At 63.1% G+C, this 23,783-nt stretch carries 19 protein-coding genes; 5 read left to right on the top strand and 14 right to left on the bottom strand.

The window, feature by feature from the left end:
* Positions 1-4 precede the first annotated feature (4 nt).
* Positions 5-1,258 carry a sarcosine oxidase subunit beta family protein gene (locus EN824_RS30150; protein ID WP_127276002.1) on the bottom strand — a complete coding sequence of 418 codons (1,254 nt, stop codon included), beginning with the start codon at positions 1,256-1,258 and terminating at the stop codon, positions 5-7.
* Positions 1,259-1,352: 94 nt separating this feature from the next.
* On the bottom strand, positions 1,353-2,012 hold the full coding sequence (locus tag EN824_RS30145; protein WP_189522249.1) for a TetR/AcrR family transcriptional regulator: 660 nt from the start codon (positions 2,010-2,012) through the stop codon (positions 1,353-1,355).
* Positions 2,013-2,288: 276 nt separating this feature from the next.
* Here EN824_RS30145 and EN824_RS30140 point away from each other — a divergent pair, with 276 nt between their 5' ends.
* From EN824_RS30140 to EN824_RS30130, 3 genes are all read left to right on the top strand, one after another.
* The gene (locus EN824_RS30140; RefSeq protein ID WP_127276000.1) at positions 2,289-3,728 is read left to right on the top strand and encodes an aldehyde dehydrogenase family protein; all 1,440 of its coding nucleotides are present in this window, start codon (positions 2,289-2,291) and stop codon (positions 3,726-3,728) included.
* 62 nt (positions 3,729-3,790) lie between these two features.
* The gene (locus EN824_RS30135) at positions 3,791-4,366 is read left to right on the top strand and encodes a DUF1349 domain-containing protein (protein ID WP_127275999.1); all 576 of its coding nucleotides are present in this window, start codon (positions 3,791-3,793) and stop codon (positions 4,364-4,366) included.
* A 158-nt stretch (positions 4,367-4,524) separates the two neighbouring features.
* Positions 4,525-5,442: a hypothetical protein gene (locus EN824_RS30130; protein ID WP_245521043.1), complete on the top strand. Its 918-nt coding sequence runs from the start codon at positions 4,525-4,527 to the stop codon at positions 5,440-5,442.
* Here the strand turns inward: EN824_RS30130 and EN824_RS30125 are convergent.
* The 6 genes from EN824_RS30125 to EN824_RS30100 form a co-directional block, all read right to left on the bottom strand.
* Complete coding sequence (locus EN824_RS30125; protein ID WP_127275998.1) at positions 5,425-6,999, bottom strand: glycosyltransferase; 1,575 nt, start codon at positions 6,997-6,999, stop codon at positions 5,425-5,427. The two genes, EN824_RS30130 and EN824_RS30125, sit on opposite strands and share 18 nt — an antisense overlap.
* Positions 7,000-7,033: 34 nt before the next feature.
* Positions 7,034-9,169, bottom strand: coding sequence for a glycosyltransferase (locus EN824_RS30120; RefSeq protein ID WP_127275997.1), 2,136 nt, complete (start codon positions 9,167-9,169; stop codon positions 7,034-7,036).
* Positions 9,166-9,879 carry a bifunctional DNA primase/polymerase gene (locus EN824_RS30115; protein WP_245511809.1) on the bottom strand — a complete coding sequence of 238 codons (714 nt, stop codon included), beginning with the start codon at positions 9,877-9,879 and terminating at the stop codon, positions 9,166-9,168. The genes EN824_RS30120 and EN824_RS30115 overlap by 4 nt, the downstream gene beginning before the upstream one ends.
* A gap of 61 nt (positions 9,880-9,940) precedes the next feature.
* Positions 9,941-11,470: a mercuric reductase gene (locus tag EN824_RS30110; protein ID WP_127275995.1), complete on the bottom strand. Its 1,530-nt coding sequence runs from the start codon at positions 11,468-11,470 to the stop codon at positions 9,941-9,943.
* Complete coding sequence (locus EN824_RS30105) at positions 11,460-12,809, bottom strand: glucoamylase family protein (RefSeq protein WP_127872977.1); 1,350 nt, start codon at positions 12,807-12,809, stop codon at positions 11,460-11,462. The genes EN824_RS30110 and EN824_RS30105 overlap by 11 nt, the downstream gene beginning before the upstream one ends.
* A gap of 229 nt (positions 12,810-13,038) precedes the next feature.
* A complete protein-coding gene (locus EN824_RS30100; RefSeq protein ID WP_127275993.1) occupies positions 13,039-13,791 on the bottom strand; it encodes an SDR family NAD(P)-dependent oxidoreductase in 753 nt (250 codons plus the stop codon).
* Positions 13,792-14,097: 306 nt separating this feature from the next.
* Between EN824_RS30100 and EN824_RS30095 the strand changes: the two genes are divergently transcribed.
* Positions 14,098-15,396, top strand: a complete 1,299-nt coding sequence (locus tag EN824_RS30095) for an O-antigen ligase (RefSeq protein WP_127275992.1) — start codon at positions 14,098-14,100, stop codon at positions 15,394-15,396.
* Positions 15,397-15,715: 319 nt separating this feature from the next.
* Here EN824_RS30095 and EN824_RS30090 read toward each other — a convergent pair whose 3' ends face one another.
* Together EN824_RS30090 and EN824_RS30085 are read right to left on the bottom strand one after the other, a co-directional pair.
* Positions 15,716-16,972 (bottom strand): polysaccharide biosynthesis/export family protein, encoded by a 1,257-nt coding sequence (locus EN824_RS30090; RefSeq protein WP_167531474.1) that lies wholly within the window; start codon positions 16,970-16,972, stop codon positions 15,716-15,718.
* 85 nt (positions 16,973-17,057) lie between these two features.
* The gene (locus EN824_RS30085) at positions 17,058-17,735 is read right to left on the bottom strand and encodes a sugar transferase (RefSeq protein ID WP_127275990.1); all 678 of its coding nucleotides are present in this window, start codon (positions 17,733-17,735) and stop codon (positions 17,058-17,060) included.
* Between the two features lie 600 nt (positions 17,736-18,335).
* On the opposite strand from EN824_RS30085, the gene EN824_RS30080 reads away from it, so the two are divergent.
* On the top strand, positions 18,336-18,611 hold the full coding sequence (locus EN824_RS30080; protein ID WP_135933021.1) for an exopolysaccharide production repressor exox: 276 nt from the start codon (positions 18,336-18,338) through the stop codon (positions 18,609-18,611).
* Positions 18,612-18,630: 19 nt separating this feature from the next.
* On the opposite strand, the gene EN824_RS30075 is transcribed toward EN824_RS30080, so the two are convergent.
* From EN824_RS30075 to EN824_RS30060, 4 genes are read right to left on the bottom strand one after another with little or no spacing between them, the layout of a single operon-like run.
* Complete coding sequence (locus EN824_RS30075) at positions 18,631-20,475, bottom strand: ABC transporter ATP-binding protein (protein WP_135933020.1); 1,845 nt, start codon at positions 20,473-20,475, stop codon at positions 18,631-18,633.
* Positions 20,468-21,445: a serine kinase gene (locus tag EN824_RS30070; RefSeq protein WP_127279244.1), complete on the bottom strand. Its 978-nt coding sequence runs from the start codon at positions 21,443-21,445 to the stop codon at positions 20,468-20,470. The genes EN824_RS30075 and EN824_RS30070 overlap by 8 nt, the downstream gene beginning before the upstream one ends.
* Positions 21,442-23,385: a lasso peptide isopeptide bond-forming cyclase gene (locus EN824_RS30065; RefSeq protein WP_127279243.1), complete on the bottom strand. Its 1,944-nt coding sequence runs from the start codon at positions 23,383-23,385 to the stop codon at positions 21,442-21,444. The genes EN824_RS30070 and EN824_RS30065 overlap by 4 nt, the downstream gene beginning before the upstream one ends.
* Positions 23,382-23,774, bottom strand: a complete 393-nt coding sequence (locus EN824_RS30060) for a lasso peptide biosynthesis B2 protein (protein ID WP_245464424.1) — start codon at positions 23,772-23,774, stop codon at positions 23,382-23,384. Before EN824_RS30060 ends, EN824_RS30065 begins: the two co-directional genes overlap by 4 nt.
* Positions 23,775-23,783: the final 9 nt, after the last annotated feature.

Raw genomic sequence — 23,783 nt, 5'->3', positions numbered from 1 at the left:
CATATCAGTGCGCGATGCCGGAGCCGGCCGCTTCGTCGATCAGCCGCCCGCTGGCGAAGCGGTCGAGATCGAAGGGCCGGCTGATGTCGTTGTGCTTGCCGCTCGCCAGCAGGTTCGCCAGCAGCGTGCCGCCGGCGGGGATCGCCTTGAAGCCGCCCGTGCCCCAGCCGCAATTGAGGAACAGATTGGGCAGCGGCGATTCCCCGATGATCGGCGAGGAATCCGGCACGACGTCGACAATGCCCGCCCATTGCCGCATCAGCTTCAACTGGCCGAAGATTGGGAACATCTCCAGCACCCCCGCGATCACCGTCTCCAGCGTCGGCAAATTGCCGCGCTGTGCATAGGAAGGGATGCGGTCGAGCCCGCCGCCAATGACGATCTCGCCCTTGTCCGACTGACTGACATAGACGCCGGTGCCGGGCGACAGGACCACCGTGTCGAGGATCGGCTTCACCGGTTCGGAAACGCAGGCTTGCAGCGCGTAGGAGTTGATCGGCAGCCGGAAGCCGGCTTTTTCAGCCAGAACCGAGGAGTGCCCGGCCACCGCCATGCCGATGCGCTCGGCACGGAACATGCCGCGCGTCGTCTGGACACCGCGGCAGCGGCCGCCCTCGACGATGAAATCAGTGATCTCGCAATTCTGGATGATGTCGACGCCGAGCCGGCTCGCCGCGCGCGCATAACCCCAGGCGACCGCGTCATGGCGCGCCGTGCCGGCCCTGCCTTGCCAGATGCCGCCGAACACCGGAAACCGCGCGCCGGCCGAGAAATTATAGATCGGCGCCACCCGGCGCACGTCCTCGGGCGAAAACAGCTCCGCATCGATGCCGCTGATCTGCATGGCGTTGACGGTGCGCACGCCGACTTCCATTTCGGCGGTCGAGTGACACAGATTGACCATGCCGCGCTGCGACAGCATGACGTTGTAATTCAGATCCTTGGACAGGCCTTCGTAGAGCCGGTGCGCCAGCCCGTAGAGCTCGACGCTCTGAGGATAGTAATAATTGGAGCGCACCACGGTGGTGTTGCGGCCGGTGTTGCCGCCGCCGATCCACCCTTTTTCCAGCACGGCCACTCGGGCGATGCCGTGATTCTTGGCCAGGTAATAGGCCGTCGCCAGTCCATGGCCACCGCCGCCGATGACGATCGCGTCGTAGGACGGCTTCGGCTCGGGCGAGCGCCAGGCCTGTTTCCAGCCGGTCTGGCCGGCCAGGCCTTCCTTGAACAGCGACAAAGCGGAATAGATGCGGGTCATTGTGTGGGCGACAAGCCTGGTTGATCAGGGCAAAGCTAGTGGTAATGGACATGTATGTCTAGTTGCCGGTCCTCCCGGCTTGCGGCAGCCAACGCTAACGGTTACGCGAGATGGTCTCCTCCACGTAACGTGAAAAATCCTCGACATCGCCCGCCGTAGGCTCTCGGCCTGTGAAGCTGCGCAGATACGCGGCAACATGCGGCAGGCGGCTGCTCATCGGCTCGTCGAGTTCGAGCGAATAGTAGCCGATCTGCATGAAATAGAGCACCCGGGCCCGCACGAACGCGTCTTCCTCCTCGTAGCCATGACGCATGAACATGCCGCGGATGGCATTGACTCGTTCTTCGTCAGCCTCGTCCAGCGCGCGCCTTGTCGCGGGGGAGCGGCGAGCCCATGCCCGGATCGCGAAATCCAGCCGCGGGTCGAACAGCTTTTCGTCCACCCAGCATTCGAAAATGCTCATCACCCCGCGAATGACAGTCGCGGAAGGGCGTTCGGCGCGCTCGACGATGAATCGGGTATTGGTCTGCCGCCAGTGGTCCAGCAACTGGTCGAGCAGGTCTTGGCGGCTCTTGAAATACCAGTAGAAGCTCGAGCGCGAGACGTCGAGCTGTTGGCCAAGCGTCAGCACGCGGACGCGTTCGACGCCGTCCGAGATCAGAGTTTCAAGCGCGAGCTTCAGCCAGTCTTCGCGAGTGGCCTTGATGTTGCCGGTGGCGCCGGCACGTTGGATCGTCGTCTCGAGTGCTGTCATCGCCACGACGCATGACATGCCGGATCAGGCAAATCAAGTTCGTGGACATATGTGTACATGGCAATTCGACCTTGACCCGGCGAGCCATCCACCGATGTTAGCTGGAGTGGTTGTCGACGCGCACTGCCGCCGCTGCACCGGAGGCATGAGCGCAGGCCCGGGGACTTTTGTCGCGGCCTTCGAGCCCAGTGCGTGCTTTCCCGCAAGGCAATTGTCTGGCAAATACCACTTCAGACGGATGCCGCCGCGCGGCCAACAGCCAGGGAAGGCAAGGACATGACAGCGTTTCGAAAGAACCTCATCGACGGCGAATGGGTCGGCGATGCCGGATCCCGCAACATCAACCCCTCGGATACCGGCGACGTCGTCGGCGAATATGCCTCGGCGGGGGTCGAACAGGCGGGCCAGGCGATCGCGGCGGCCAAGGCGGCGTTTCCGGCATGGTCCCGCTCCGGCCCGCTGGCGCGCCATGCGGTGCTGAAAAAGGCCGCCGACGAGATCATGGCGCGCAAGGACGAACTCGGCCGCAACCTGGCGCGCGAGGAAGGCAAGACGCTGGCCGAGGGCATTGGCGAGACCATCCGCGCCGCCCAGATATTCGATTTCTTTGCCGGCGAAACACTGCGCTTGTCGGGAGAGGTGGTGCCAAGCGTGCGGCCGGGCGTCGGCGTCGAGATCACGCGCGAAGCGGTTGGCGTTGTCGGCATCATCACGCCATGGAATTTCCCGATCGCCATCCCCGCCTGGAAGATCGCTCCGGCGCTGGCTCACGGCAACACCGTCGTCTTCAAGCCGGCCGAACTCGTTCCCGAAAGCGCGTGGTCCATCGTCGACATCCTGCATCGCGCCGGCCTGCCCAAGGGCGTGCTGAACCTCGTCATGGGCAAGGGCTCGGTGGTCGGCCAGGCAATGCTCGACAGCCCCGACGTCAACGCCATCTCCTTCACCGGCTCGGTCGGAACCGGCAAACGCGTCGCCGCGGCAAGTGTCGAGCACATGCGCAAGTTCCAGCTCGAAATGGGCGGCAAGAACCCGCTGGTCGTGCTCGACGACGCCGATCTCGCGGTCGCTGTCGATTGCGCGCTGAACGGCGCCTTCTTCTCGACCGGCCAGCGCTGCACGGCCTCGTCGCGTTTGATCGTCACCAACGGCATCCACGACCGCTTCGTCGACGCGCTCAAGGAGCGCATGGAAAAGCTGGTGATCGGCGACGCGCTCGACGCGCAGACGCAGATCGGCCCGGTGGTCGACGCGACCCAGCTCAAGCAGGACGAGGACTATATCGCCATCGGTGTGCGGGAAGGCGCCACGCTCGCCTTCGGTGGTGAACGGCTCGACCGCAAGACGCCGGGTTTCTATCTCAAGCCGGCGCTGCTGACCGAGGCCACCAATGCCATGCGCAGTTCGCGCGAGGAGATCTTCGGCCCCGTCGCCAGCGTCATCCGCGTCCAGGACTATGACGAAGCGCTTGCCGTCGCCAATGACACGCCGTTCGGCCTGACCTCGGGCATCTGCACCACGAGCCTCAAGCACGCCACGCATTTCAAGCGCAACTCCGAAGCCGGCATGGTCATGGTCAACCTGCCGACGGCGGGGGTGGACTTCCACGTTCCCTTCGGCGGGCGCAAGGGTTCGAGCTTCGGCCCGCGCGAACAGGGCCGCTATGCCATGGAGTTCTACACCACGGTAAAGACCGCTTATACGTTCGCGGGATGATCCGGCGCCGGCTTGCCGGCCGGCGAACCGTCACCTCCTCGAAAAACCGACCGGTGCAAGCGATGACATTGCAGGACCTGACCTGGCTCAACCCGCCGCCGCACCATGCCGTCGACGGTGATGCCGTGCGCGTGCGCACCGGCAAGGAGACCGATTTCTGGCGCGAGACCTTCTATGGCTTCTGGCGCGACAACGGCCACTTCCTCTATCGGCGGGTCGAGGGCGATTTCACCGCCGAGGTCACCGTCAAGGGCGACTACAAGGTGCTCTACGACCAGGCCGGGCTGATGATCCGGCTTGGCGAAACGCACTGGATCAAGGCCGGCATCGAATACACGGACGGCCTTGCCTATTTTTCCGTCGTCGTCACCAACGACACCTCAGACTGGTCGCTGGTGGCCATTGCCGCCGGCCCGGACGGCGTCAGGATCCGCCTGACCCGCCATAGCGAGGCGATCCGCGTGCAGTATCTCGACGCTTCCGACGGTCGTTGGAAGCCGGTGCGGCTCGCCTATTTCCCGATCTCGAAGCTGGTCGATGTCGGTATGATGTGCTGTTCGCCGCAGCGTGAGGGTTTCGAGGTCACGTTCTCCGGATTTTCGGTCGGCCCGCCGATTGCGCGGGACCTGCACGACTGACGCCACGAGCCCGCCTTGGCCTGTGTGAGCAAGCAGGCCGGACGTTGCGGCCATAACGGCGTCTGGGCTAAGGGTTGCCCATGGGCATGTCGCGTTGGCGGGCAAAACTCAATAAACCCGTCCGTTCCGGGGCGCTGAGGTTTTTCGGGGTTCCTTCCGTGCTTTGGTCGCAAGGGATCGGGCGTTTCTGCGACTTCGCTGGACCCGATTGGTATCGCTGGGCGCCGACCGAATCGACGCAAAGCGAGGCTTTTTTCCGCGACCATTATAGCGGCGCGCATGGCATCGTTTGGGTGCGGCTGAGCACCCTGGCCAGGCTTGCGCGAAATTGCGATCTCGACATTTTCGCCAGGATAGCCCTGCCCACCATCAAGGCTCCCTTCATCCTGCTGACGACCGACGGTGATTCCTCGGTGCCTTCGGATCTGCCCAAGGACACCGTCGAGCGGCTTCTCGCCAGCCCCTATCTGGTCTCCTGGTACAGCCAGAACTGCGACGGCGGTCATCCCAGGATCAAGCCGTTCCCGATCGGGCTGGATCTCCACACCCCACGTTCCCTGGCGACGCCTGGCGGACTGGTGAGGCAACTGAAAACCCTGCGCGGGCAGGGGAGTGCGGATCGTCGTCCGGCCAGGATATTCTGCGATTTCAGCGTCAGCAGAGAGTCTGGCGAGCGTCGGGAATTGCTTGAGGCTCTGGACGGATGCCCGCATGTCGATTTTCTAGGGCAACGCGTATCGCAGCGCTCGATCTGGCAGCTCTATTCGCAATATCCGCTCGTGCTGTCGACCGTCGGAAACGGCCTGGACTGTCATCGGACATGGGAACTGCTTTATCTCGGCTGCATCGTGGTGACCAAGACTTCACCGCTCGATCCGCTTTACGAAGGCCTGCCTGTCATCATCGTCGACGATTGGCGCGAGGTGCGGGACCCCGATGCCCCGGGGCGCTGGATCAGGCAGGCCGCGCATTTGACGGACCGGAACTATGTATGGGGGCGTCTGCGCCCGCAAGCCTATCTGCAGCCTCTGCGCGAAGAGCTTCGGCGGGCGGCGGCCTTACCAGGGGACGTGTAGGATTTCCAGCTTGGGCAGGCCGACCGGCCGGATGCCGAGGTCGTTGGCAAGGAGGCCAAAAGCTTCGGTCTCGATCAGATCGCGGTATGGAATTTCGGGGAAACGAAGACCGCCGCGATGCAGGGCGGCATCGACCAGCAGCATGGTTCCGCCGACCGCATCGAGGCCGATGATGTCGAGATGCCTGACATCGCTGAGATGATACCGGCTTGGCGTTTGCACGGGAGGCTGGTGAAGGCCGCCGCGTATCTCGCGGTAATAGCGATAGTCCCTGGTCTGTCGCCTGATGACAAAGCTGTTGAGGTCGAAACTGGCGCCACCGGCGATCTTCACGCAGTTGGGCACCGCGATGCGATGTCCCGTGGCGATCAGGCGGTTCAGCACATCGCCGGGAAAGCGCCAGACGTCGATATCGATCCACAAGGCCCAGTCATCGTCCTCGCTGAGCCCGTGATCGATCAGGTAATTTCGCACCTTGGCGATCGCGCCGCGCCTGACGCGCTGCATTCTGGGCTTTGCCCGTTTTGCCCTGTCGAGGCGGGTGCCGACCTGTCTCTGCAACAGGACGATGTCACGATATCTGCCGGCCAATCCAGCTGTTGCGGCCTGCAGTCGCTCCCAGCTTCCGTCCTGGCTGTCGCCTTCGCAGAAGACCAGCTTGATCCGGTCCTTGGGATAGTCGAGCCCATCCAGCGCATCAAGAAAGGGCTGGATGAGGTCGGCGGCGTCGCGAAGCGGCACCAGCACAGCGACGTTTCGGCCCGATGGCGGCGGCCCCGACAGGACCGCTCTGTCGACGCCTGCTTTCGCCTGCGCCTCATCCAGATACGCGCCGCGCGTCAGGTGATACCGGAGCCGATAGGCCCGATTGCGAAGCTTGGTCCACCAGTTCGGCGGCGGTTCCGGGGTCCACCATGTGCCGGCCCAGTGGTGGATCGAAAGCGCGGCCGTGTCGTCGCCGGCGTCGCGCTCCGTGCTCCCGGCCGACGTCACCGGCACGAACAGGGCGGAAGGATGAATGGCGAAGGCCGCCTGATCGCTGTACCCGCGCTGCGCGGAGGTGAGCAGGCAAGGGCCGGTCGCGTCGAGCACGTCCTTGGCGGCGGCGAGCCCGGGCATCATCGACAGGAGATGCGCCCAGAATGGATGACCGGGCGGGCTCGCTATCGTCCCGTTGAACAGAAGGTAGGGCAGGCCCCGGAAATCCGCCTGGACGGCCGCATGCGAAGCCGGCTCCTTGCACAGTACGACCCGGGTCTCGCTCATGATCGCATCGAAGGGCGCGACGCATTCGCAGTCGATGTCGGCATAGACCCCGCCGAAGTGATGCAGAAGCATGTAGCGGGCCGCATCCGACCGCTGCACGCCGTTGGTGTAGCCACAGAACATCGGCAGGTAATCCGGGTAGTGCTCGGCCACGAATTCGAGCAGCATCCGGTCGCTCCAGAGCATGACCGTCCAGTGTGGATTGTGCCGCTTCCAGCTGTCGGCATAGGCCTGGAAGCGTGCGGGAACGCTGTCGGTCTTCCAGGTCTGGTGCAGGATCGGCGGAATCATCGACGGCTCATGGGGTGATGGAGGTGGCCTGGTGTCACTTGCCGTCATTGTCCAGTGCAAGTCCGGCGCGGACCGCATCGCGGATCGCTTGCGGGCCAAACCTTGCCCATACGGCCTGATGCGCGCGCTTGCGCTGCCGCGCCCGGCGTTCGGCGTCTAGAGAGAGTTCGATGGCCATGTCGGCCAGTCCTTCGTCGCTGGTCGACAGCAACACCTGGTCATTCTCGACCATGTCCAGCCCCTCGGCAGCGAGCGGCGTCGCGATCACCGGCACCCCCCAGGCCATCGCCTCCAGAATCTTGATGCGCGTGCCCCCGCCGGCCCTGAGCGGGATGATGCTGAGATGCGCGCCGGACAGGAGTGGCGACACGCTTTCGGGATCTTCGACAAGCGCCACACCAGGCAATCTGGTCAGCGCCCGTACCGCCGCCTTCGGGCTTCGTCCGGCAAGAGTAAGTCTTGCACCCGGCAAGACTTGCCGAATGCGAGGCAATATGGTGCCCGTCAGGCGCTCGGCCGCATCGACGTTCGGCGGATAGCCGAGATGCCCGATAAACACGATCGTCGGATAACCGCTGTCGGTAGCGGCTTCGGCGGGCAGCACCCGCGGAATGTCCTCGACGTTGGGGATTCCATTGGGAACGACATCGATCGGCACCTTGTGCCGGGATGCGGCCATCAACCTTTCGCGATCCTGGTTCGAGCAGACCCACACCCTGTCGACGAGGGATTGCGCTTTTCTCTCCAGCCGCCGGATGCCAAGCACCGCCGGGGATCGCGCTGGACTGATATGCCGCAGCTGTGCCGCCAGGTCGGATTCGACATTGTGCATGTCGAGGACGAGCTGCTTCGTCAGCGGCCGCAAATGTCGCAGCAGCTTGAACAGGCCGGTCCCTTCGACGATGACCGTATCGGGTTTGAAGGTTTGCATCAGTTTCCGCAGCCGCGCCAATGCCGTGCGCGGGATACGGTTCTCCCCCGCGATCCTCCACCAGCCGAGTGAGGCCGAACGCGGTTCTCCATCGGTCACCAGGCCAACCGCGTTGATGCGCGAGTCGGAGGGTTGTCGCGCGTCGCCCAGCGGCCTGATCGAGGCAAGCTGGACCGGGCCGAACTCGGCCGCAAGGCTGGCATTGTTGAAATTTCTCAGGTCCGCACCGGAAACCGGCGGAAATGCCGGGTCGAAGGACACGACCAGCGTACGTCTTTCCGTGACCGCGCCAGCGCTCGACGAGTGGTCAGGCCGTTCCATCATGGCTCCGATGCGAATCCGTATGCGATATTGCGACGCCTTCCAGCTCCGCCCCAGGCTTTTGTGGGCGCGAACGGCACGCATCATGCTCATCGCATAGCTGTATCGGTTGTGTTTGATAAGCTGTCTTGAAATCCGCAAGGCTATCCAGGCCTTCCTCCACTGCAGAACGTCCCTTGCAATGGCTGAACCGGCAAGCTTGTCCAGCTCCAGTGCTATCGCGAGAAACGTGGCCCGCGGGGTCTCGACAAATCGCCGCGCCATTCTCTCTTCGTCATGGTGGTAGAGAAGCACCGGAGAAGAGATCGTTGTCACGTCGGCCTGGGCGACCATGGCCGCCCAATAGCACGTGTCCTCATCCAGGCTGGTGGTTTCCGGAAAGCGGACGGTGGCCGTTGCAGAGGCTGCGACCAACGCGCTGCCCATCGCGATCGGCCATACCTCGTTAAGAAGGTAGCGGCGGGCGTTCGATGCCCGGTCGCTCGTGTACCCATGCGGAACCTTTAGCTTGTCCGGCCTCCCCCTGGTGCGGCGAATGCTGGCTCCTATCGACAGGCCGGCCTCGGGATTGCGCAGGAGCGCGTCATGCAGCAGTCCCAACCCTCCCGCCATCACCTCATCGTCGGCATCGAGGAAAAGTATGAACTTGCCTTTGGCTCGCGCAATTCCGGCGTTGCGGGCAGCGCCCGCGCTGCCCAGCCGCACGGCGAGGATCTCCAGCGGCAATCCGTGCCTCCGGGCGCTTTGCATCGAAATCGCCGTAGTCTGGTCGATGGAGCCATCGTCGACGAGAAGAATCTCGCTGATCAGACCCCTCTCCGGCAGAAGGCTTCGCAGCGTGGCGTCGATCGTCGCGGCGGCATTTCTTGCCGGGATGACGATGCTGATGTCGGGTTGCTCACGCCCCGAAATGCTCATTGCGGCACGAAAAAACCGCGCTTCAGAACGCGGTCATAGCAATGTTTGAATGGCGAGACCGCGCGAAGTGAAAGACTGGCCAGGCTTTCGACTGGCTGCGGCTCGACGTCGAATGGCGACTGGTCCTTCAACCAGCTGTAGCAGCAGCCATCCTTGAGTACGGAAGGACTTCCAACGACGTAACCGCCAAGCGCCTTCAGGTGGCCGATCCGCCGCATGCCGAAATATAGGCTGGATGAAACCGCCGGTTCGCGCGTCCTGAGATAGATGTGGAATCCATTCGGCGTTTTCGCGACCGGCGTGCAACTTGAAAGGTGAGCGTGCTTGCCAGACCAGGCGCGATAGTCTGCTGAATCGTCGAAATCCAGGATGAGAAGGTTGCAGTATCCTCCGATGATCCCGACATTTCCAGCAAAGTCCCGAAACCAGCGCCGGAGTTCCTCCGGTGTTGGTGGCTTCTGCGACAACTGAAAGGCAATCGACCGGAACGCCAATTCCTTCAGATCCTTTCGACGGGCCTTCAAATGCAGCGGATGATATTCCATCGCCTCAAGATCGAGATGCTTGCCACCTTCGCGCAGAGGCACACAGATGTAACCCTTGGACAAGAGCTCGATTGCGTATTCCGTTTCGACTAAAGGCTGCATCCACGAATGTTCCGCGGCCGAAGGCGTCGTCTCGATTTCATTAGCCTCGCAGGGATCCGTCAAGCGCCGCCGCGCACTTGGTTGCGTATTTGTGAGCATTTCGGCATATGTGATGGCTTTGGGCTTATCGTCTGGACCACGCCAGCCAGTGCGCCGCAAGGCGCCTGCGCAACGAGGTGAGGCGTGTCCGCCTATAGGCGTCGCCCGCCATCTTGATGCCTTGCGCCTGTGTCGGGAAGGGATGGATGACGTCGGCCAACGCATGCAGTCCCATGCCGGACCGGATGGCGAGGGTCACCGCGTTGATCATCTCGCCCGCATGGCTGGCGACGACCGTCGCGCCCAGGATGCGGTCGGACCCCTCCCTGACATGGATCTTGACGAATCCTTCCTCCTCGCCGTCCATCACGGCGCGGGCGACATCGTGCATCAGTATCGTATAGGTTTTGACCGGAATGCCATTGCGGCGCGCTTCCAGGGGATAGAGGCCGACATGGGCGATCTCCGGATCGGTATAGGTGCACCAGGGAACGACGAGGTCGCTGAGCCTTTCGCGGCCGCGAAACAAGGCATTGCGCACGACAATGCGCGCCGTTGCCTCGGCGGTATGGGTGAACTTGTATTCGAGGCAGACGTCGCCCGCCGCATAGATGTGCGGGTTGCTGGTTCGCAGATAATCATCCACCTTGATGCCGTCGGCGTCATGGGCCACGTCCGCCTCTTCGAGGCCGAGACCATCGACATTGGGTGAACGGCCGACGCCGGTGATGATCTCGTCGACGGAGATCGTCGTCGTGTCACCATCCCGCATCAGGTCGGCGAACTTGGCGGCACCTTCCCTGCGCACCGCCACAACTTCGGTGTTCAGGCGCACCTCCACCCCCTCGCGCGCCAAGGCGTCTGAAAGAATCTGCGCGGCGTCGCGCTCCTCGCCGGGCAGGAACATCGGATCGCTCTGCGCCAGGATGACCTTGGCGCCGAGCATGCAGAAAGCCTGCGCCGTCTCGCAGCCAAGCGGCCCGCCGCCGATGACGAGGAGCCGCGGCGGGCATTGCGTCAGGTCGAACATCGTCTCATTGCTGAGATAACCGGCTTCGACCAGCCCCGGAATAGCAGGGAAGGCCGGGTGTGCGCCCGTTGCAATCAGCGCCTTCTTGAAATGCAGCGTGCTTTCCTCGACCGTGACCGTATCGGGGCCGGCAAATCGCGCCGCACCGAAATAGAGGTCGATGCCTTCCGAAACCAGGCTCGCGGCGGAATCGGCACGGCTGATCCGCTGCCGGATCTGCCGCATCCGTGTCATCGCCCGTTGAAAATCGACACGAAGATGATCTGGCGGGTCGCCGCCGAAGCTCTCGGCATCGCGCATGTCGGCATAGAGCCTGGCTGTGCGAATGATCGACTTCGACGGAATGCCGCCGACATTGATGCACGCACCGCCAATCAGCCCACGCTCGATCAGCGCGACCTTCGCGCCAAGGCTCGCCGCGTCGCGCGCGGCGGTCAATCCAGCCGGCCCGGCGCCGATGACGACGAGATTGTAGGGACCGTTCGGGGTCGGGTTCTTCCAGTGCGGGGGATGCGCGCCCCTGATCAGCTCGGCGTCGTTGTGGTCGACGGGGAAGGCGGCGGCTCTCGCCGGTTCACGTGACATCGCGCCCCCCGGATGCCGGGCTTGCCGGCCGCGCCAGCCATCCGCCGGTAAAGCCAGCCTTGTCCAGCCCACGACGGATATGGGGATTGGAACGCATGAGCTCCCAGATCATGCCGGAACGGTGGTTTTCGATCATCATCACCGCAATGCCCTGGTCCAGTCCGTAATGGCCTTCCGACACCCAGCCGTTGCGGCCGAAATTTCGCCGGTTGGCCAATGTCGGGTTGAAACCGCTCGGCAGCCGGAAATTGTCGATCACCTCAGGGTAACGATCGGCGAGGTGGCGCATCGCCGCCAGGCAAATGTCAGGCGCGAAAGGCAGCGACGCCGGATAGGACCATGGCGCGATCGTGCCGTCATCCGGACCGAAAGGCGCGCCGCGCGCCGCGTAACCGGAAAACCGGTGGCGCCGTCGCTCCACGCTGACGCGGAAGCCGCCTGGTCCGTCCCCTGCCGAAAGACCCCACAGGTTCTCGCCATAGCCGTCAAAGCCGTAGGGATTGTGCCGGGCATAGTCGCGGTGAAGGTATGTCGAGCGGCGGCTGTTTTCGAAATAGTCCGAATTCTTCTCGCGCATGAAAGCATCGCGGATGCCGGCGAAATCGATCCAGGCATGCGAGAATTGGTGCATGAACAGCGGCCCACCATAGAGCACGTCATGGCCGTAGATGTTTTCCCACTGGTAGGTCGCCGTCCAGGCCTCGTAGCTGTCGTCGGAGGTCGGGCGGTCCGGTGAGGCCATGGACAGCACATAGAGGATCGTCGCCTCGTTGTAGCCTTCCCAGCCATAGTGCAGAAAGCCGGTCCTGGCCTTCCAGCCCTGGCGGAGCGTCGGGCTGCTGCCTTGCGCCCATCGCCAGTCGACGCGCCTGTAGAGCGCCTCGGCCAGTTGGCGGATTTCGGCCTCGTCGTCATTGTCGCCGGAAAAATAGGCGCCCGCCACCAGCATGCCGGCAATCAGCAGGGCGGTATCGACCATCGACAACTCGCAGCGCCAGACGCGCAAACCAGTGCGCATGTCGAGGAAGTGGTAGTAAAAACCCTTGTGGCCGGTAACGTCGGGGCCGCTGCCTTGCGTGCTGGCCTGGAAAAAGCGCAGCGCCGCAAGGGTCAGCCTGGCAGCCGCGTCGCGCGCCATCCAGCCACGTTCGACGCCGATCGGATAGCAGGACAGGGCGAAACCGACCACGGCGATGCTGCACGGTGAATTCGGCCGCGAGGTGTCGGCGACCAGCCCGTTGTCGGGGTTCACATTCTCCAGGAAATAGCCGAAGGCGGCGCGCTGATAGCGGTCCAGAAGCTCGTCATCGGCCAGCGCGGTGGGATCTGCTCTAAGCAAACGAAGCAAACTCCGGCCTGGTGATCGCCGCTTCCGTCGATCGCAGGCCACCGGCACAGTGGCCGGGGGACATCGCACCTGCCGGGCTCTCTCGTCGTGTCATGGCTTTCCCCTGTTGTGGCACGCTCATTCAGACGCCAGCTACCATAAGCCTGTCCAGCTCCAATCGTTGCTTCGTCACGCGGAATTGTAGTTGGCTCGGGCGAACTCGGAACTGCCTCGACCCGGCTCAATACGTAGCGCGGCCGCCCGAAACGTCGAACACGGCGGCCGTGGTGAACGAGCATTCCTCGGAAGCGATCCATGAGATCAGCGCAGCCACTTCTTCGACCTCGCCGAAGCGCGCCATCGGTATCTTCGACAGCATGAAGTCGATGTGCTCCTGGCTCATCTGCTTGAAGATCGCCGTGCGTACAGCTGCCGGCGTCACGCAATTGACCGTCACCTTGGTCTTGGCGAGTTCCTTGCCGAGCGACTTGGTCAGGCCGATCACCGCCGCCTTCGAGGTGCTGTAGGCGGAAGCGTTGGGATTGCCTTCCTTGCCGGCGATCGAGGCGATGTTGACGATGCGGCCGTAGTCGCGCTCGAGCATGTGCGGCACCAGCGCCTTGTTGCAGTAGAAGACGCCGTTGATGTTGATATTGATGACCCTTTGCCAATCCTCGGCCGAATAGGCCCAGGTCGTCATGTTGGGGCCGGTTATGGCCGCGCTGGTGACCAGTATGTCGACGCCGCCGAGGACTTCGATCGTCGATTGTGCGGCGGCCTCCACACTTGCCGCATCCGCAACGTCCATCGTCACCCCCTGCAGGCTGGGAATGACGGCTTTCGCCTGTTCGATCTGTGCGGGATCGCGATCCCAGACGCTGACGCGCCCGCCTTCGTTGACGATCCTGTGTGCGACCGCCAGGCCGATGCCCGAGGCGCCGCCGGTAATCACCGCCGACCGGCCGGCGAATCGTCCCGCGAAATTCATCGGCATGTCACTCCCCTGTCCATCCCGGTCCATGTGATGGCTCGTCGGGAACTGTGAGGTGACCGCCGATCGAGTTCAAGCCGGCATGTGGCCGGATCGTCTGGGCCAACACCGGCCGGATTATGGGGTTGCGATCTCTCGGCGATCGCTTCGCTGTAAGACAAGGTGACCGGATTTGCCATTGAGCAAGGGGTGCGATAGGTTATATTGCACTGCACAATGGAGACGCCGTTTCTTGTACGCCCCTGTTTGCGGATATGCCGGCTGGTTTGCGGCCTGCCGGTTCTGGGTCGTGTTGACGGGACCCTTTAGATGAAAATTCCCAAATCCCTGCTCGTCGATCCCGAGAAGAATTCGGTCTATGGCAGTTTTGCCGTTGCCGTCTCGATCTGGGCGTTCTCCTATTCCGTCATTTTCGGCCAGGTGCTGATCCTGGCCTACTATGTCGTCTGGCTTCCGCTCATCCTGGTCGACTACCGGCGGTTCCTGCGGCAATTGTCCAGTGCCTGGTTGCCGCTGCTGTTCGCTGCCTATGTCTGCTTCTCCGTGTTCTGGTCGCAGGCACCCGGCACCACCGCCAGAACGGCGGTCCAGTACCTTTCCCATATCGCCTGTGCCTATGTCGCGGCGCGCACCGTCAGCGTGCGCACCCTGACGATAGGCGCCTTGGTCGGCATATTCTTCGTCCTGATCTATTCGCTGAAGGTCGGAGCTTATTCCGAGGACGTCCTCGACGGCACCTATAATTTCGTCGGCGCCTTCGCCTCCAAGAACCAGATCGGCTTCGTCGGCTCGCTCGGCATCTATTTCTCCGTCGTTTTCCTTGCTTTCCTTCGGCGTGGCCGCCTGAGCTTCATGCTGACCGTGCCGGTCGTGCTGCTGTCGGCCTATGTGCTGGTCGTCTCGCATTCCGCCACCTCGATGGCCTCGATACCGGCGGTTCTGGCGCTGGTGGCGCTGCTTGCGATGAGCAAGCTTCTGTCGCGGCGCTATCGCCGGGTGATCTTCCTGATCGGCGCCGGCATGATCGTCGTGGTGGCCATCGTCGCCCTCAATCTCGGGCTCATGGACTTCGTGCTTGGCATCTTCGGTAAGGATTCGACGCTCACCGGGCGGACCTATCTGTGGGAGCAGGGCTGGAACGCCGCGATGCGATCGCCGATCCTCGGCGTCGGCTATGCCGCCTATTGGGTGCAGGGCTTTGCCGAGGCCGAGCGGCTGTGGAACGAATTCTACATCACCACCCGCACCGGCTTCCATTTCCACAACACCTATGTCGAGGCCCTTGTCGAACTCGGCTTCACCGGGGCGGTGCTGATATCGCTGATCATGCTGCGCACGCTCTTCGGCCATATCGCGGCGGTGGTCTTCAAGACATGGCAGGCCGAATCGGTGGTTCTCATCGGCGTGATGGTGCTGCTGCTCATCCGCTCCTTCGTCGAGGTCGAGATTCTCAACCCCTACATCATGGGCTCCTTCCTGATGTATTTCAGCTTCTTCAAGCTGGCCCGGTTGCCGGTCACGCGCACGCGGTGGTCGCCGGCCTTCGAGCCAGCGGATGCGAAGGGTGGGGAGCCAGCCTGGCCGCACCGTCCGGCGGCGGCCGAGTAATGATGAGGGTCCGCCAGGGCAATTCCAGGAAAGTGTGTAACGGTTTCCCGGGAGAAGCGCATAGCGCTTCCCCTTGGGAATTGCGTGAAAACAAGAAGTTAGAGCGGGTCAGAGATTCTATCAAACACTAAACCGTTCTTGGAGCAATGCCGGGAAAAGTGCGTAGCGGTTTTCCCGTCCGCAATTGCGTCAACAACCGTTCTGGTTTTCCGGTTCTGGAAACCCTGTCAGCAAAAACCTCCGCCAGGCAGGCCAGGCGGAGGTTCAAAGTCTTTGTGTTAGAGGATCGAAGCGGCGGGTCGTGCGAACTTCCGCGTCCCTACTGGCTCGCCAGCGGCGCCAGCTTGATCTTGATCACATCGCCGGGCAGCACCGGCGTGTCTTCCTTGGCGGCGATTTCGCTGGTCTTGCCGTCGACATTGCGCACCAGCGAATAGAGCAAGGTAGGCTGCTGGTCGTTGGTGATGGCGGCCGTCGTCGCCGGATCAGTGGCCTGAGCGATCAGGCCTTTCTGCATATTCACCTTCAGCGCGGCCTCGTTCAGGTCGGCTTCGGTCTGTTGCCGGGCGGCGGCGAGGCTCGAGCTCAAGGTGTTCTGGGCGTCGATGGCGTCCTGCGTCGCCTTGCTGATCGCCTGCTTGGCGGTGAGGATGGCCGTCTCATAGTCCAGGATCTTGCCTTGCAGGTCGGTGACGGACTGCTGCGAATCCAGAAGTCTCGCATTGGCGACCAGACCCTTCTGCGCCAGCGGACCGATGCTGGCCAGCTGTTGCTGCGCAAGATCGACCTGCTTCTGCTGGTTGACGATCTTCTTCTCCAGCGATTCGATTTCGGCCTGCAGCACACCCTTGAGATCGTCGAGTGACTCGAGCTTCAGCTTCAGCGCCTTCTGGTCGGCGGTCAGGATCGTCATCTCGTCGTTGACGATGGTCGGCAGCCGAGGATCGCCCTCGACCTCCTTCGGCGCTTCGAAGCTCGTCTTGCCGGCCATATCGGCGTCGATGCGGGCGCGCTTGACGATCAGCCGCACACGCAGGTCGTCGGAGATATCGAAATTACCCTTGGCGGTGACCAGGTCCTTGCCGAGCTGGGGACCGTAGTCGGCGCTGCGCCTGATGCCGCCGGCGACGCTGATCGCCTTCAGCACCGTAAGGTCGGGCACATAGGGAAACTGGCCGGGATTCTGCACTTCGCCCGAAATATAGAACGGCCGGAATTGCGCCATTTCGACCGAGGCTTCGGGCTTGTCCGACAAAGCGAGCTTGTGCTGCAGCGCCTCGCCGATCGCCGCGGCGACCTCTGCCGTGGTCTTGCCGGCCGCCGGCAGTTCGCCGACGAAAGGCACCGACAGCGTGCCGGCCGGACCGACCGTGTATTGGCCATTGACCGACGACCAGTCGCGGAACGTGCTTTCGACGGTCTGCCATTCGGCGATGCGGATGGTGAGTTTGTCCTGGGAGCCCAGACGGTAGTCGTCGGCGGCGGCCAGCTGGGGAAAAGCGAGCGACATCGCAAGGCACGTCGCCACGAGCCGCGAGCGGCCGAAAAACGGGCCGCCGCCAAAGGCTTCGAACATGTCTGTTTTCAACTGAACGTTCCGATCCGTTTTAGCCCCATCGCCCGATGAGCTTGCCGCCGGATGGCTGGGTCAGCCCGGCCGATCAATAAGAACCGCGTGACATCCAGACGGCCGGCACGGTCCTGATGATGATGCGAACGTCCTCGAACAGCGACCAGTTCTCGACATAGTGGCGATCGAACGCGACGCGGCTGTCATAAGAGACATCGTTGCGGCCGCTGACCTGCCACAGGCCGGTCAGGCCGGGCCGGGACTTCAGATAATAGACAGCCGCGCTGCCGTAGATTTCCAGTTCGTCGCGGACCACCGGGCGAGGCCCGACAAGGCTCATGTCGCCCTGGAGGATGTTGATGATCTGCGGCAACTCATCGAGGCTGAGCTTGCGCAGGACCGCTCCGACGCGGGTGACGCGTGGATCGTTCTTCAGCTTGCGGGTCGCTATCCATTCCGCATTGGCGTCTGGATTGGTCGCAAGATAGGCGGCCAGCACCTTGTCCCCGTCGGGAACCATGGTGCGGAACTTGAGGCAGGAGAACAGCCGTCCGCCGCGCCCGATTCGGCGGTGGCCGTAAAAAATCGATCCGCCGTCGGAGAACTTGACCAGCAATGCTATCATGATGAACAGCGGGCTGAGCGCGATCAGCCCAGCCAGCGAACCGGCGACATCAAAACTCCGCTTGATGAGACCGCCGATCGGCGGCGGAAAGTCGGTGTCAGCCTGCGAAAAGCCCGCCGTGGCCGACTTGGCAATATCCCTCATACGGAAACTCCATGCGGTGAACGAATGGTTGACCGCACGATATCAAAAAAATGCTGCAGCGCAACACACAATTTCCCATCCCATTGAAATAGTCGCGTCATGAATTGACTAAATAGTAAGCTCGCTCTGCACAAATTTCGAAATTTTTAGCACATTTGTGACAATAAATGGGCAAGGATAAAAAAACCCGGACATTTTTGAGGCGATTCCTAGGCGACGCGTTCTCGGCGTCGAGGGGCGGAACATATAAGTGCTTTAGGAAGGTGCCATATTTGGAACTATTCACATAAAATACTGCTTAATATTATGGATTGTACTCGCACCTTATAACGGCTGCAGGTTGAGTGAAATGCGGCCGTGTGCGTTGCAGCATGGCAGAGTCGAGCGCGTAAGCTGATTCAAAAATATGTGCGGTTGCCCTTGCCGCCTTCTGCTCGCCTTAATAGAATTGCAAATTATACCTGTCATGGTGGCGACAGGTTGAAAGGCCGGAAGCAACCGGTCGGCAGCGGGTGACTTAACAAGCCCGCATGACAAGGGACGGCGCTCGGGTGGGGCTATCGTTGGATATAACCCGAGCCGGTTTATGGGCTGTTGGGTATGTCGCTTCCAAAATTCATCCTTGGGATGCTTTTCGCGCTCTCGATCGTCGTTGCCTGGTCGTGGCTGGGTGGGGCTTCGCTCGGCACGACACTGCTGCGTGTCATGATCTGCGCGGTGGTCATCCAGGCCGGCTATTTCGCGGTCGTCTACGCCATGATCGCCAGGAGCGAGCCGACGCCGGCCGACAGGCTGCGCGAAGCCGAGAGAAAGAAGAAATCCACCGAAGTGCCCGAGGGCGAGAAACTTGGCAGCGCCCGGCGGAGCCTGCATTAGGCGCAAGGCGCACGCCGGGTCAGGCCACGTCCGCTGGTTCGGTCTCCGACTGTTCTCCCGACAGCATCCTGGACAGTCGGCTCCCCGGCTTCGCCTTCAGGCGCCGATATTGCCCAACTTCCACGACACGGCCGTCCTCCATTGCCACCACCCAGTCGGCGAAGGCGATCATCGACGGCCGGTGAGCGATTGTCAGGATCGTCATTGAGCCGCGCAGGCCGTCGATCGACTTGGCGATAAGTGACTGGTTCTGCCAGTCGAGCGCGCTTGTTGCCTCATCCAGGATGAGCAGTGAAGGCTTGCGCAGCAGCGCGCGCGCCAGCGCGATGCGCTGACGCTCGCCGCCCGACATGCGCACGCCGCGGTCGCCGACCACCGTCTCCAGTCTGAGGTCAAGCCGTTCTACGAATTCGCCGGCATGCGCGGCGCGGAGTGCCGTCCACAATTCGTCGTTGCTGGCCTGCGGTGCGGCAAGCCGCAGGTTCGCCGCGATCGTGTCATGCAGCAGGAATACGTCCTGCGGCACATAGGCCACCTGATCGCGCCAGCGGCGGCGGTTGGCGGCATCGACCTCGACGCCATCGACGAGGATCTTGCCCGCGGTCGGCTCGAGCAGCCCGAGCAGCATGTCGGCGATCGTACTCTTGCCTGATCCGGACGGGCCAATCAGGGCGGTGACCTTGCCGGCCGGAAGGCCGAAGGTGACGTCGCTCACCACCGCCTTGCCGGCGCCGCCGTCATAGGCAAAGGAGACGTCGCGAATGTTCAGCTCCGTATCGAGGGCCAGCTTGCGGGCATCCCCGGATTCGATATGGCCCGGCTCGCGCTCGGCGTCGAAACGTGCCTGCAGGCTGCGCATTGCCGTATAGGCGGGCAGGTTGATCAGCACCTGCTGGGCCTGCGTCTGCATGTCCATGAAGCGCGGCGCGATGCGCATGAAGACCAGGAGCAGCACGACGATCTCGGCCAGCGACAGGTTGAAGCGGACCAGCGCCACATAGATGAAGACGCTCAGGCCCACGACGCTCGCCACCTGGAACACGGCGGTGCCGATCGAGCTGTTCCGCACATAAGCGATGTTATCGGCCTTCATCTTTTCGAGCGTGGCCTGCAGCTGCGCGAAATAGCTGCCCTCGACATTCAGGCTCTTGGCCACCTTGATGCCGCCGAGAAATTCCGAAACCGTACGGTACTGGTCCTGGCGATTGCTCGTCAGGATGCGGCCGAAGGCCGTGGCCCGCGAGCGAAACGGCTGCAGCGCTATGAACATCACGATGCCGATGACGACGGCAAACGCCGTCATAACCGGGGAGATGAACATGGAAATCACGAGATAGCCCGCCAGCAGCACGGCGATCTGCACCAACATCAGCAGGGAAAAGGCGGCCCCCTGGACGCGGTCGATGTCACCGGTCAGGGCATGGTCGAGATCGGAGCCGCGCATGCGCGTGAACACGCCCCACCGCGCCTTGCCGATGCTCTCGAACAGGTTCATGCGCAGGCGGTTGATGAAATCGAAGAGCAGCCTTGCCATGTAGACCGACTTGAAGCGGTTGAAGGCTGCCTGCACGGCAACAAGCCCGACCAGCGCGCAAAGCACCGTCGTCAGTTGCAGCGTTCCGCCGGGCACCAGCCAGCGGACGAAATCGATATTCGGCAGCCTGACCGCGAAATCCTGGTCGGCGCGCCCAACCAGGTGCAGCAGCGGAATCAGCAGCAGGATCGAGATGCCTTCGGTCAGGCTGCCGAGGATCAGGAACAACAGCGCCGTCCAGGTCCGCCGCCCGCCGATCTGGGCAATGACGGCGCCAAATGCCGCGACATCGCGAAACAGCGACAGGCTGAAGACCGATGACCTAGGCATCTCCGGCCAATTCCTTTTCGATCAGCGCCACAGCCTCGCCGATCCTGTCGATGCCCGTTGGAACGTCCAGCCGGCACACGCCGACATGGTTAGCGATTGCTGAACAGTGACGAAGGTGCATCGCGGCGAAATCGCCGGAGAGCGCCGCGCGGCCGAAACGCGTCACGTAGGAGAATTTGATGATGGCCGGCAAGGCGGCAATGGAAGGCAAGGGGGTGATCCCAGCCCTTTCGCCACGCTCGAGTATGTAGATCCTGGCCGCCGGCACCCTGTTGCCGGAGAAGGCGCCGTGCAGGCGATGCTGCATCTTCTCGATCGCGGGATGCACTTGCGGCCGCACTTGCGCCTGCCCAAGCGAGATTGCCGCTGCGGCATCGGCGGCAAGCTTGATCTGCGGAAACCCCGGAACGATCATCGGCTGGTTCGGGTTTGCCAGGTCGAGCGCGACGACATCGTCGGTAAGCAGATCGTGTCCGGCCCGGATCAGCGCGCTTGCCGTCGTCGATTTGCCGGCGCCCTTGTCGCCCATGAAGATGGCGCCCCTGCCGGTTACCGCAATGGCGCTGGCATGAAGAACCAGCAGGCCGCGCTGGTGCAGAAGCAGCGCCAGCACCGGCCCCAGCAACGGAAAGGCAAGCAAGGCGTCGTCGACGCCGGGCGCCGGCTGGACATCGATGCGGCGGGCGTCGCTGATCAGGAATGCGCCGACGGCCTCCCAGGCCAAATACTGCCGGCCGGGCTCGAAGCGGAAGACGGTCGCGGCCTCCGCCGAAGGCTTGGGCATATCGATCGGGCCGATGGCGATCTCGATGTCGGCCGACGCCGGGTCCGCCGGCTCCAGTTCGGGCAGGGACACGCCGGATGCGATGATCAGGCCGTAGGCGCGGTAGTAACGTCGTTCTCCCGCGATCCCGCCGCGCCGGGGAAGATGGTCGAGATCGCCGGCGAACGGCTCTTGGCGGGACATCATGCCGGGCTCCCGCCATGCTGGACCTGCCGCAGCCACAGCGACAATGACGCCGAGCGCCAGACATACTGGACATCGAGCGGCGCCACCTGGTCCGGCTGGCGCAACAGCCGCGCATAGGCAGCGGTTACTTCCGGCAGGTTGACATAGGGCGCGATGCGACCCGCGTCGCCAACCAGCAACTGGTCCAGCAGGTCGCGATGGTTGCGCACCATGCCGTTGACGAGATTGGCGGTGAAATCGATCTTGTCGCGCCGCCACTGGACCGCCGCCGGCAGGATGCCCTCCATGGCCCGGCGCAACACGTAGCGGCCAAAGCCGTGACTGAGCTTCTGCTCGCCCGGCAGCCCCAGGCAGAATTCGACCAGCGGCTTGTCCCAGAACGGATAACGCGGCTCGACGCCGAAATTGGCGGCGGCCTTGTCCAGAACCTCGAAAGAGTGCGGGACATAACCGTTGGACAGGATCCAGCGGTGACTGAGAGCATCGCTGGCCTGGACGCCGGGTGGCATATAGCCGGCTCGGTGGAACCGGTCGATGAGCTCGGTTCGCCTGGCAAGGTCCGGATTGATCAGGTCGCGCCAGCTCCGGCCACGCCGCGATTGGGCAGGTTTGCGTATTTTGTTCAGGGCTCGGTTCCCCAACTGCCGCAGCCTGGCGATGCGCCAGGCCGGCCCGTAAATAGTGAGGAACTGGAAATAGAGGCCGAGCGTGCTGTCGCCATAGGTGTTGGAGGCGCTGCGAACCTCGCGCCAGAGGTCCAGCCATCTGCCGCCATTGGCAAGCTCGTGCAGATGGCCATGTCCCTGCGAAACGACCTCGTCGCCGCCATGGCCATCGAGCAGCACCTTGATGCCCTTGGCGCCCGCCGTCCGGTAGATACCGCGTGTCAGCGTCAGGCCCGGCGCCAGGAAGGTGCCTTCCTGTTCCTCCAGCACCCGTTCGAATTCGGCGAAAGGCGCATAATTGCCGACAGGGATCAAGGTCGGGTCGGTCTTCTGCTGATCCAGCACGGCATCGATGAAGGAGCGCTCGTCCATCGACGACCCCTTCTCGAAAACTAGGGAGAAGGTCGGCAGCTTCGGTTTGCGCCCGGCCGCATTTTGCAGCCCGGCAACGCAGGCGATCGAGGAGGAATCGAGGCCGCCGCTCAGCATCGCGCCGACCGACGGACTTCCCCGCATGCGATTGCGGACCGATTGCGAGAACAGATGGGCGAATTCCTCCGCGGCATCCGACCGCGGCACTCGCTGCGATGGCTCGATCTGCCAATACCGGCGCAGCACCAGGCGTTGCGCGGTGACGGTAAGGCTGTGACGCGCCGGCAGGGCGAAGATGTCGCGGTAGGGCGTGGACTGCGGGTCGTCGGGCAACCCGGCCAGGAAGCCCGAAATCCGGTGCTCGCTGAGGTGCGCACCAACCCCGTCGAGGCCGAGCATTGGTCCGATCTCGGAGGCAAAGGCAAAGCGTCGTTCCGCCGCGTGGTAATAGAATGGCTTGACCCCGAAATGGTCTCGCGCGCAGAACAGAAGCTGCCGCTCGGCATCCCAGACGGCAAAGGCAAAATCGCCTTGCAGATGCACGGGGCAGGCTTCACCCCAACGCAGATAGGCCCGCATCAGCAATGCAGCATCGGCGACTGAGCTGTCCCTGATGCCGAGCCTGGCGAGCAGCTCGTCGCGGTTGTCGAGCCGGCAGTCGGCGGTGATGGCGAGCTTGCCGCCGGCCATGGTCAGCGGGCCGGGGCCGGCTTCGTCGGTCGTGTTCAGCCAGGCGTGGCCAAGCGCGATGCCGCTGTCCAGCCACCATGAACTTCCGTCGGGACCACGATGGCGCATGCGCGCCAGCATCTGCTGGATGCCGCTCGCCGCCTCAGCCGGCGCTGGGCCTCGGACCGCTACGGCGTGGCCCTGCCGCAACAGGATTCCGGCCACGCCGCTCATCGGCTGCCGTGGTCGACCAGATGGGCGAAGCCATCAATGGATCCGCCGAGCACGATGTGGTTGTCGCTGACCAGCCAGGCATGCGCCTTCAATTGCTCGCCCGTGCCGCGCTCGATGCCGATGCGGATATTCGACGCATTGCCCTTGCGCGCGAGAAGATATTGGCCCGAAAGCGCCTGGGTCAGGCATGTGGCGCCCGGCACGAACCGCGCGGCCGCTGCGACCCCCCAGGCGACAAGCCGCAACTCGCCCATGCTGGCACATTGGCGCGCGTTGAGCCGTGTCACCATCCCGCGGACGCGGTTGTAGGAGAACACTGTCAGCCCGAGCCGCACGGTCGCGACCACCAGCAGGCAATGGGCCAGGAAAAACGCTTCCGAACCGCTCAAGGCCAAAAT

Origin of the sequence: Mesorhizobium sp. M8A.F.Ca.ET.181.01.1.1, assembly GCF_004792025.1 — a bacterium.
Taxonomy (GTDB): Bacteria; Pseudomonadota; Alphaproteobacteria; order Rhizobiales; family Rhizobiaceae; genus Mesorhizobium.
The sequence above is the reverse complement of the archived record's forward strand: the minus strand, read 5'-3'. Positions and strand labels throughout refer to the sequence as shown.

Coding starts and splice junctions, on each gene's coding strand:
- EN824_RS30150 (WP_127276002.1), bottom strand. CDS start 1,258: ATGACCCGCATCTATTCCGCTTTGTCGCTGTTCAAGGAAGGCCTGGCC.
- EN824_RS30110 (WP_127275995.1), bottom strand. CDS start 11,470: ATGTCACGTGAACCGGCGAGAGCCGCCGCCTTCCCCGTCGACCACAAC.
- EN824_RS30135 (WP_127275999.1), top strand. CDS start 3,791: ATGACATTGCAGGACCTGACCTGGCTCAACCCGCCGCCGCACCATGCC.
- EN824_RS30090 (WP_167531474.1), bottom strand. CDS start 16,972: ATGTTCGAAGCCTTTGGCGGCGGCCCGTTTTTCGGCCGCTCGCGGCTC.
- EN824_RS30065 (WP_127279243.1), bottom strand. CDS start 23,385: ATGAGCGGCGTGGCCGGAATCCTGTTGCGGCAGGGCCACGCCGTAGCG.
- EN824_RS30125 (WP_127275998.1), bottom strand. CDS start 6,999: ATGATTCCGCCGATCCTGCACCAGACCTGGAAGACCGACAGCGTTCCC.
- EN824_RS30145 (WP_189522249.1), bottom strand. CDS start 2,012: ATGACAGCACTCGAGACGACGATCCAACGTGCCGGCGCCACCGGCAAC.
- EN824_RS30140 (WP_127276000.1), top strand. CDS start 2,289: ATGACAGCGTTTCGAAAGAACCTCATCGACGGCGAATGGGTCGGCGAT.
- EN824_RS30085 (WP_127275990.1), bottom strand. CDS start 17,735: ATGAGGGATATTGCCAAGTCGGCCACGGCGGGCTTTTCGCAGGCTGAC.
- EN824_RS30080 (WP_135933021.1), top strand. CDS start 18,336: ATGTCGCTTCCAAAATTCATCCTTGGGATGCTTTTCGCGCTCTCGATC.
- EN824_RS30095 (WP_127275992.1), top strand. CDS start 14,098: ATGAAAATTCCCAAATCCCTGCTCGTCGATCCCGAGAAGAATTCGGTC.
- EN824_RS30070 (WP_127279244.1), bottom strand. CDS start 21,445: ATGATGTCCCGCCAAGAGCCGTTCGCCGGCGATCTCGACCATCTTCCC.
- EN824_RS30075 (WP_135933020.1), bottom strand. CDS start 20,475: ATGCCTAGGTCATCGGTCTTCAGCCTGTCGCTGTTTCGCGATGTCGCG.
- EN824_RS30100 (WP_127275993.1), bottom strand. CDS start 13,791: ATGCCGATGAATTTCGCGGGACGATTCGCCGGCCGGTCGGCGGTGATT.
- EN824_RS30120 (WP_127275997.1), bottom strand. CDS start 9,169: ATGAGCATTTCGGGGCGTGAGCAACCCGACATCAGCATCGTCATCCCG.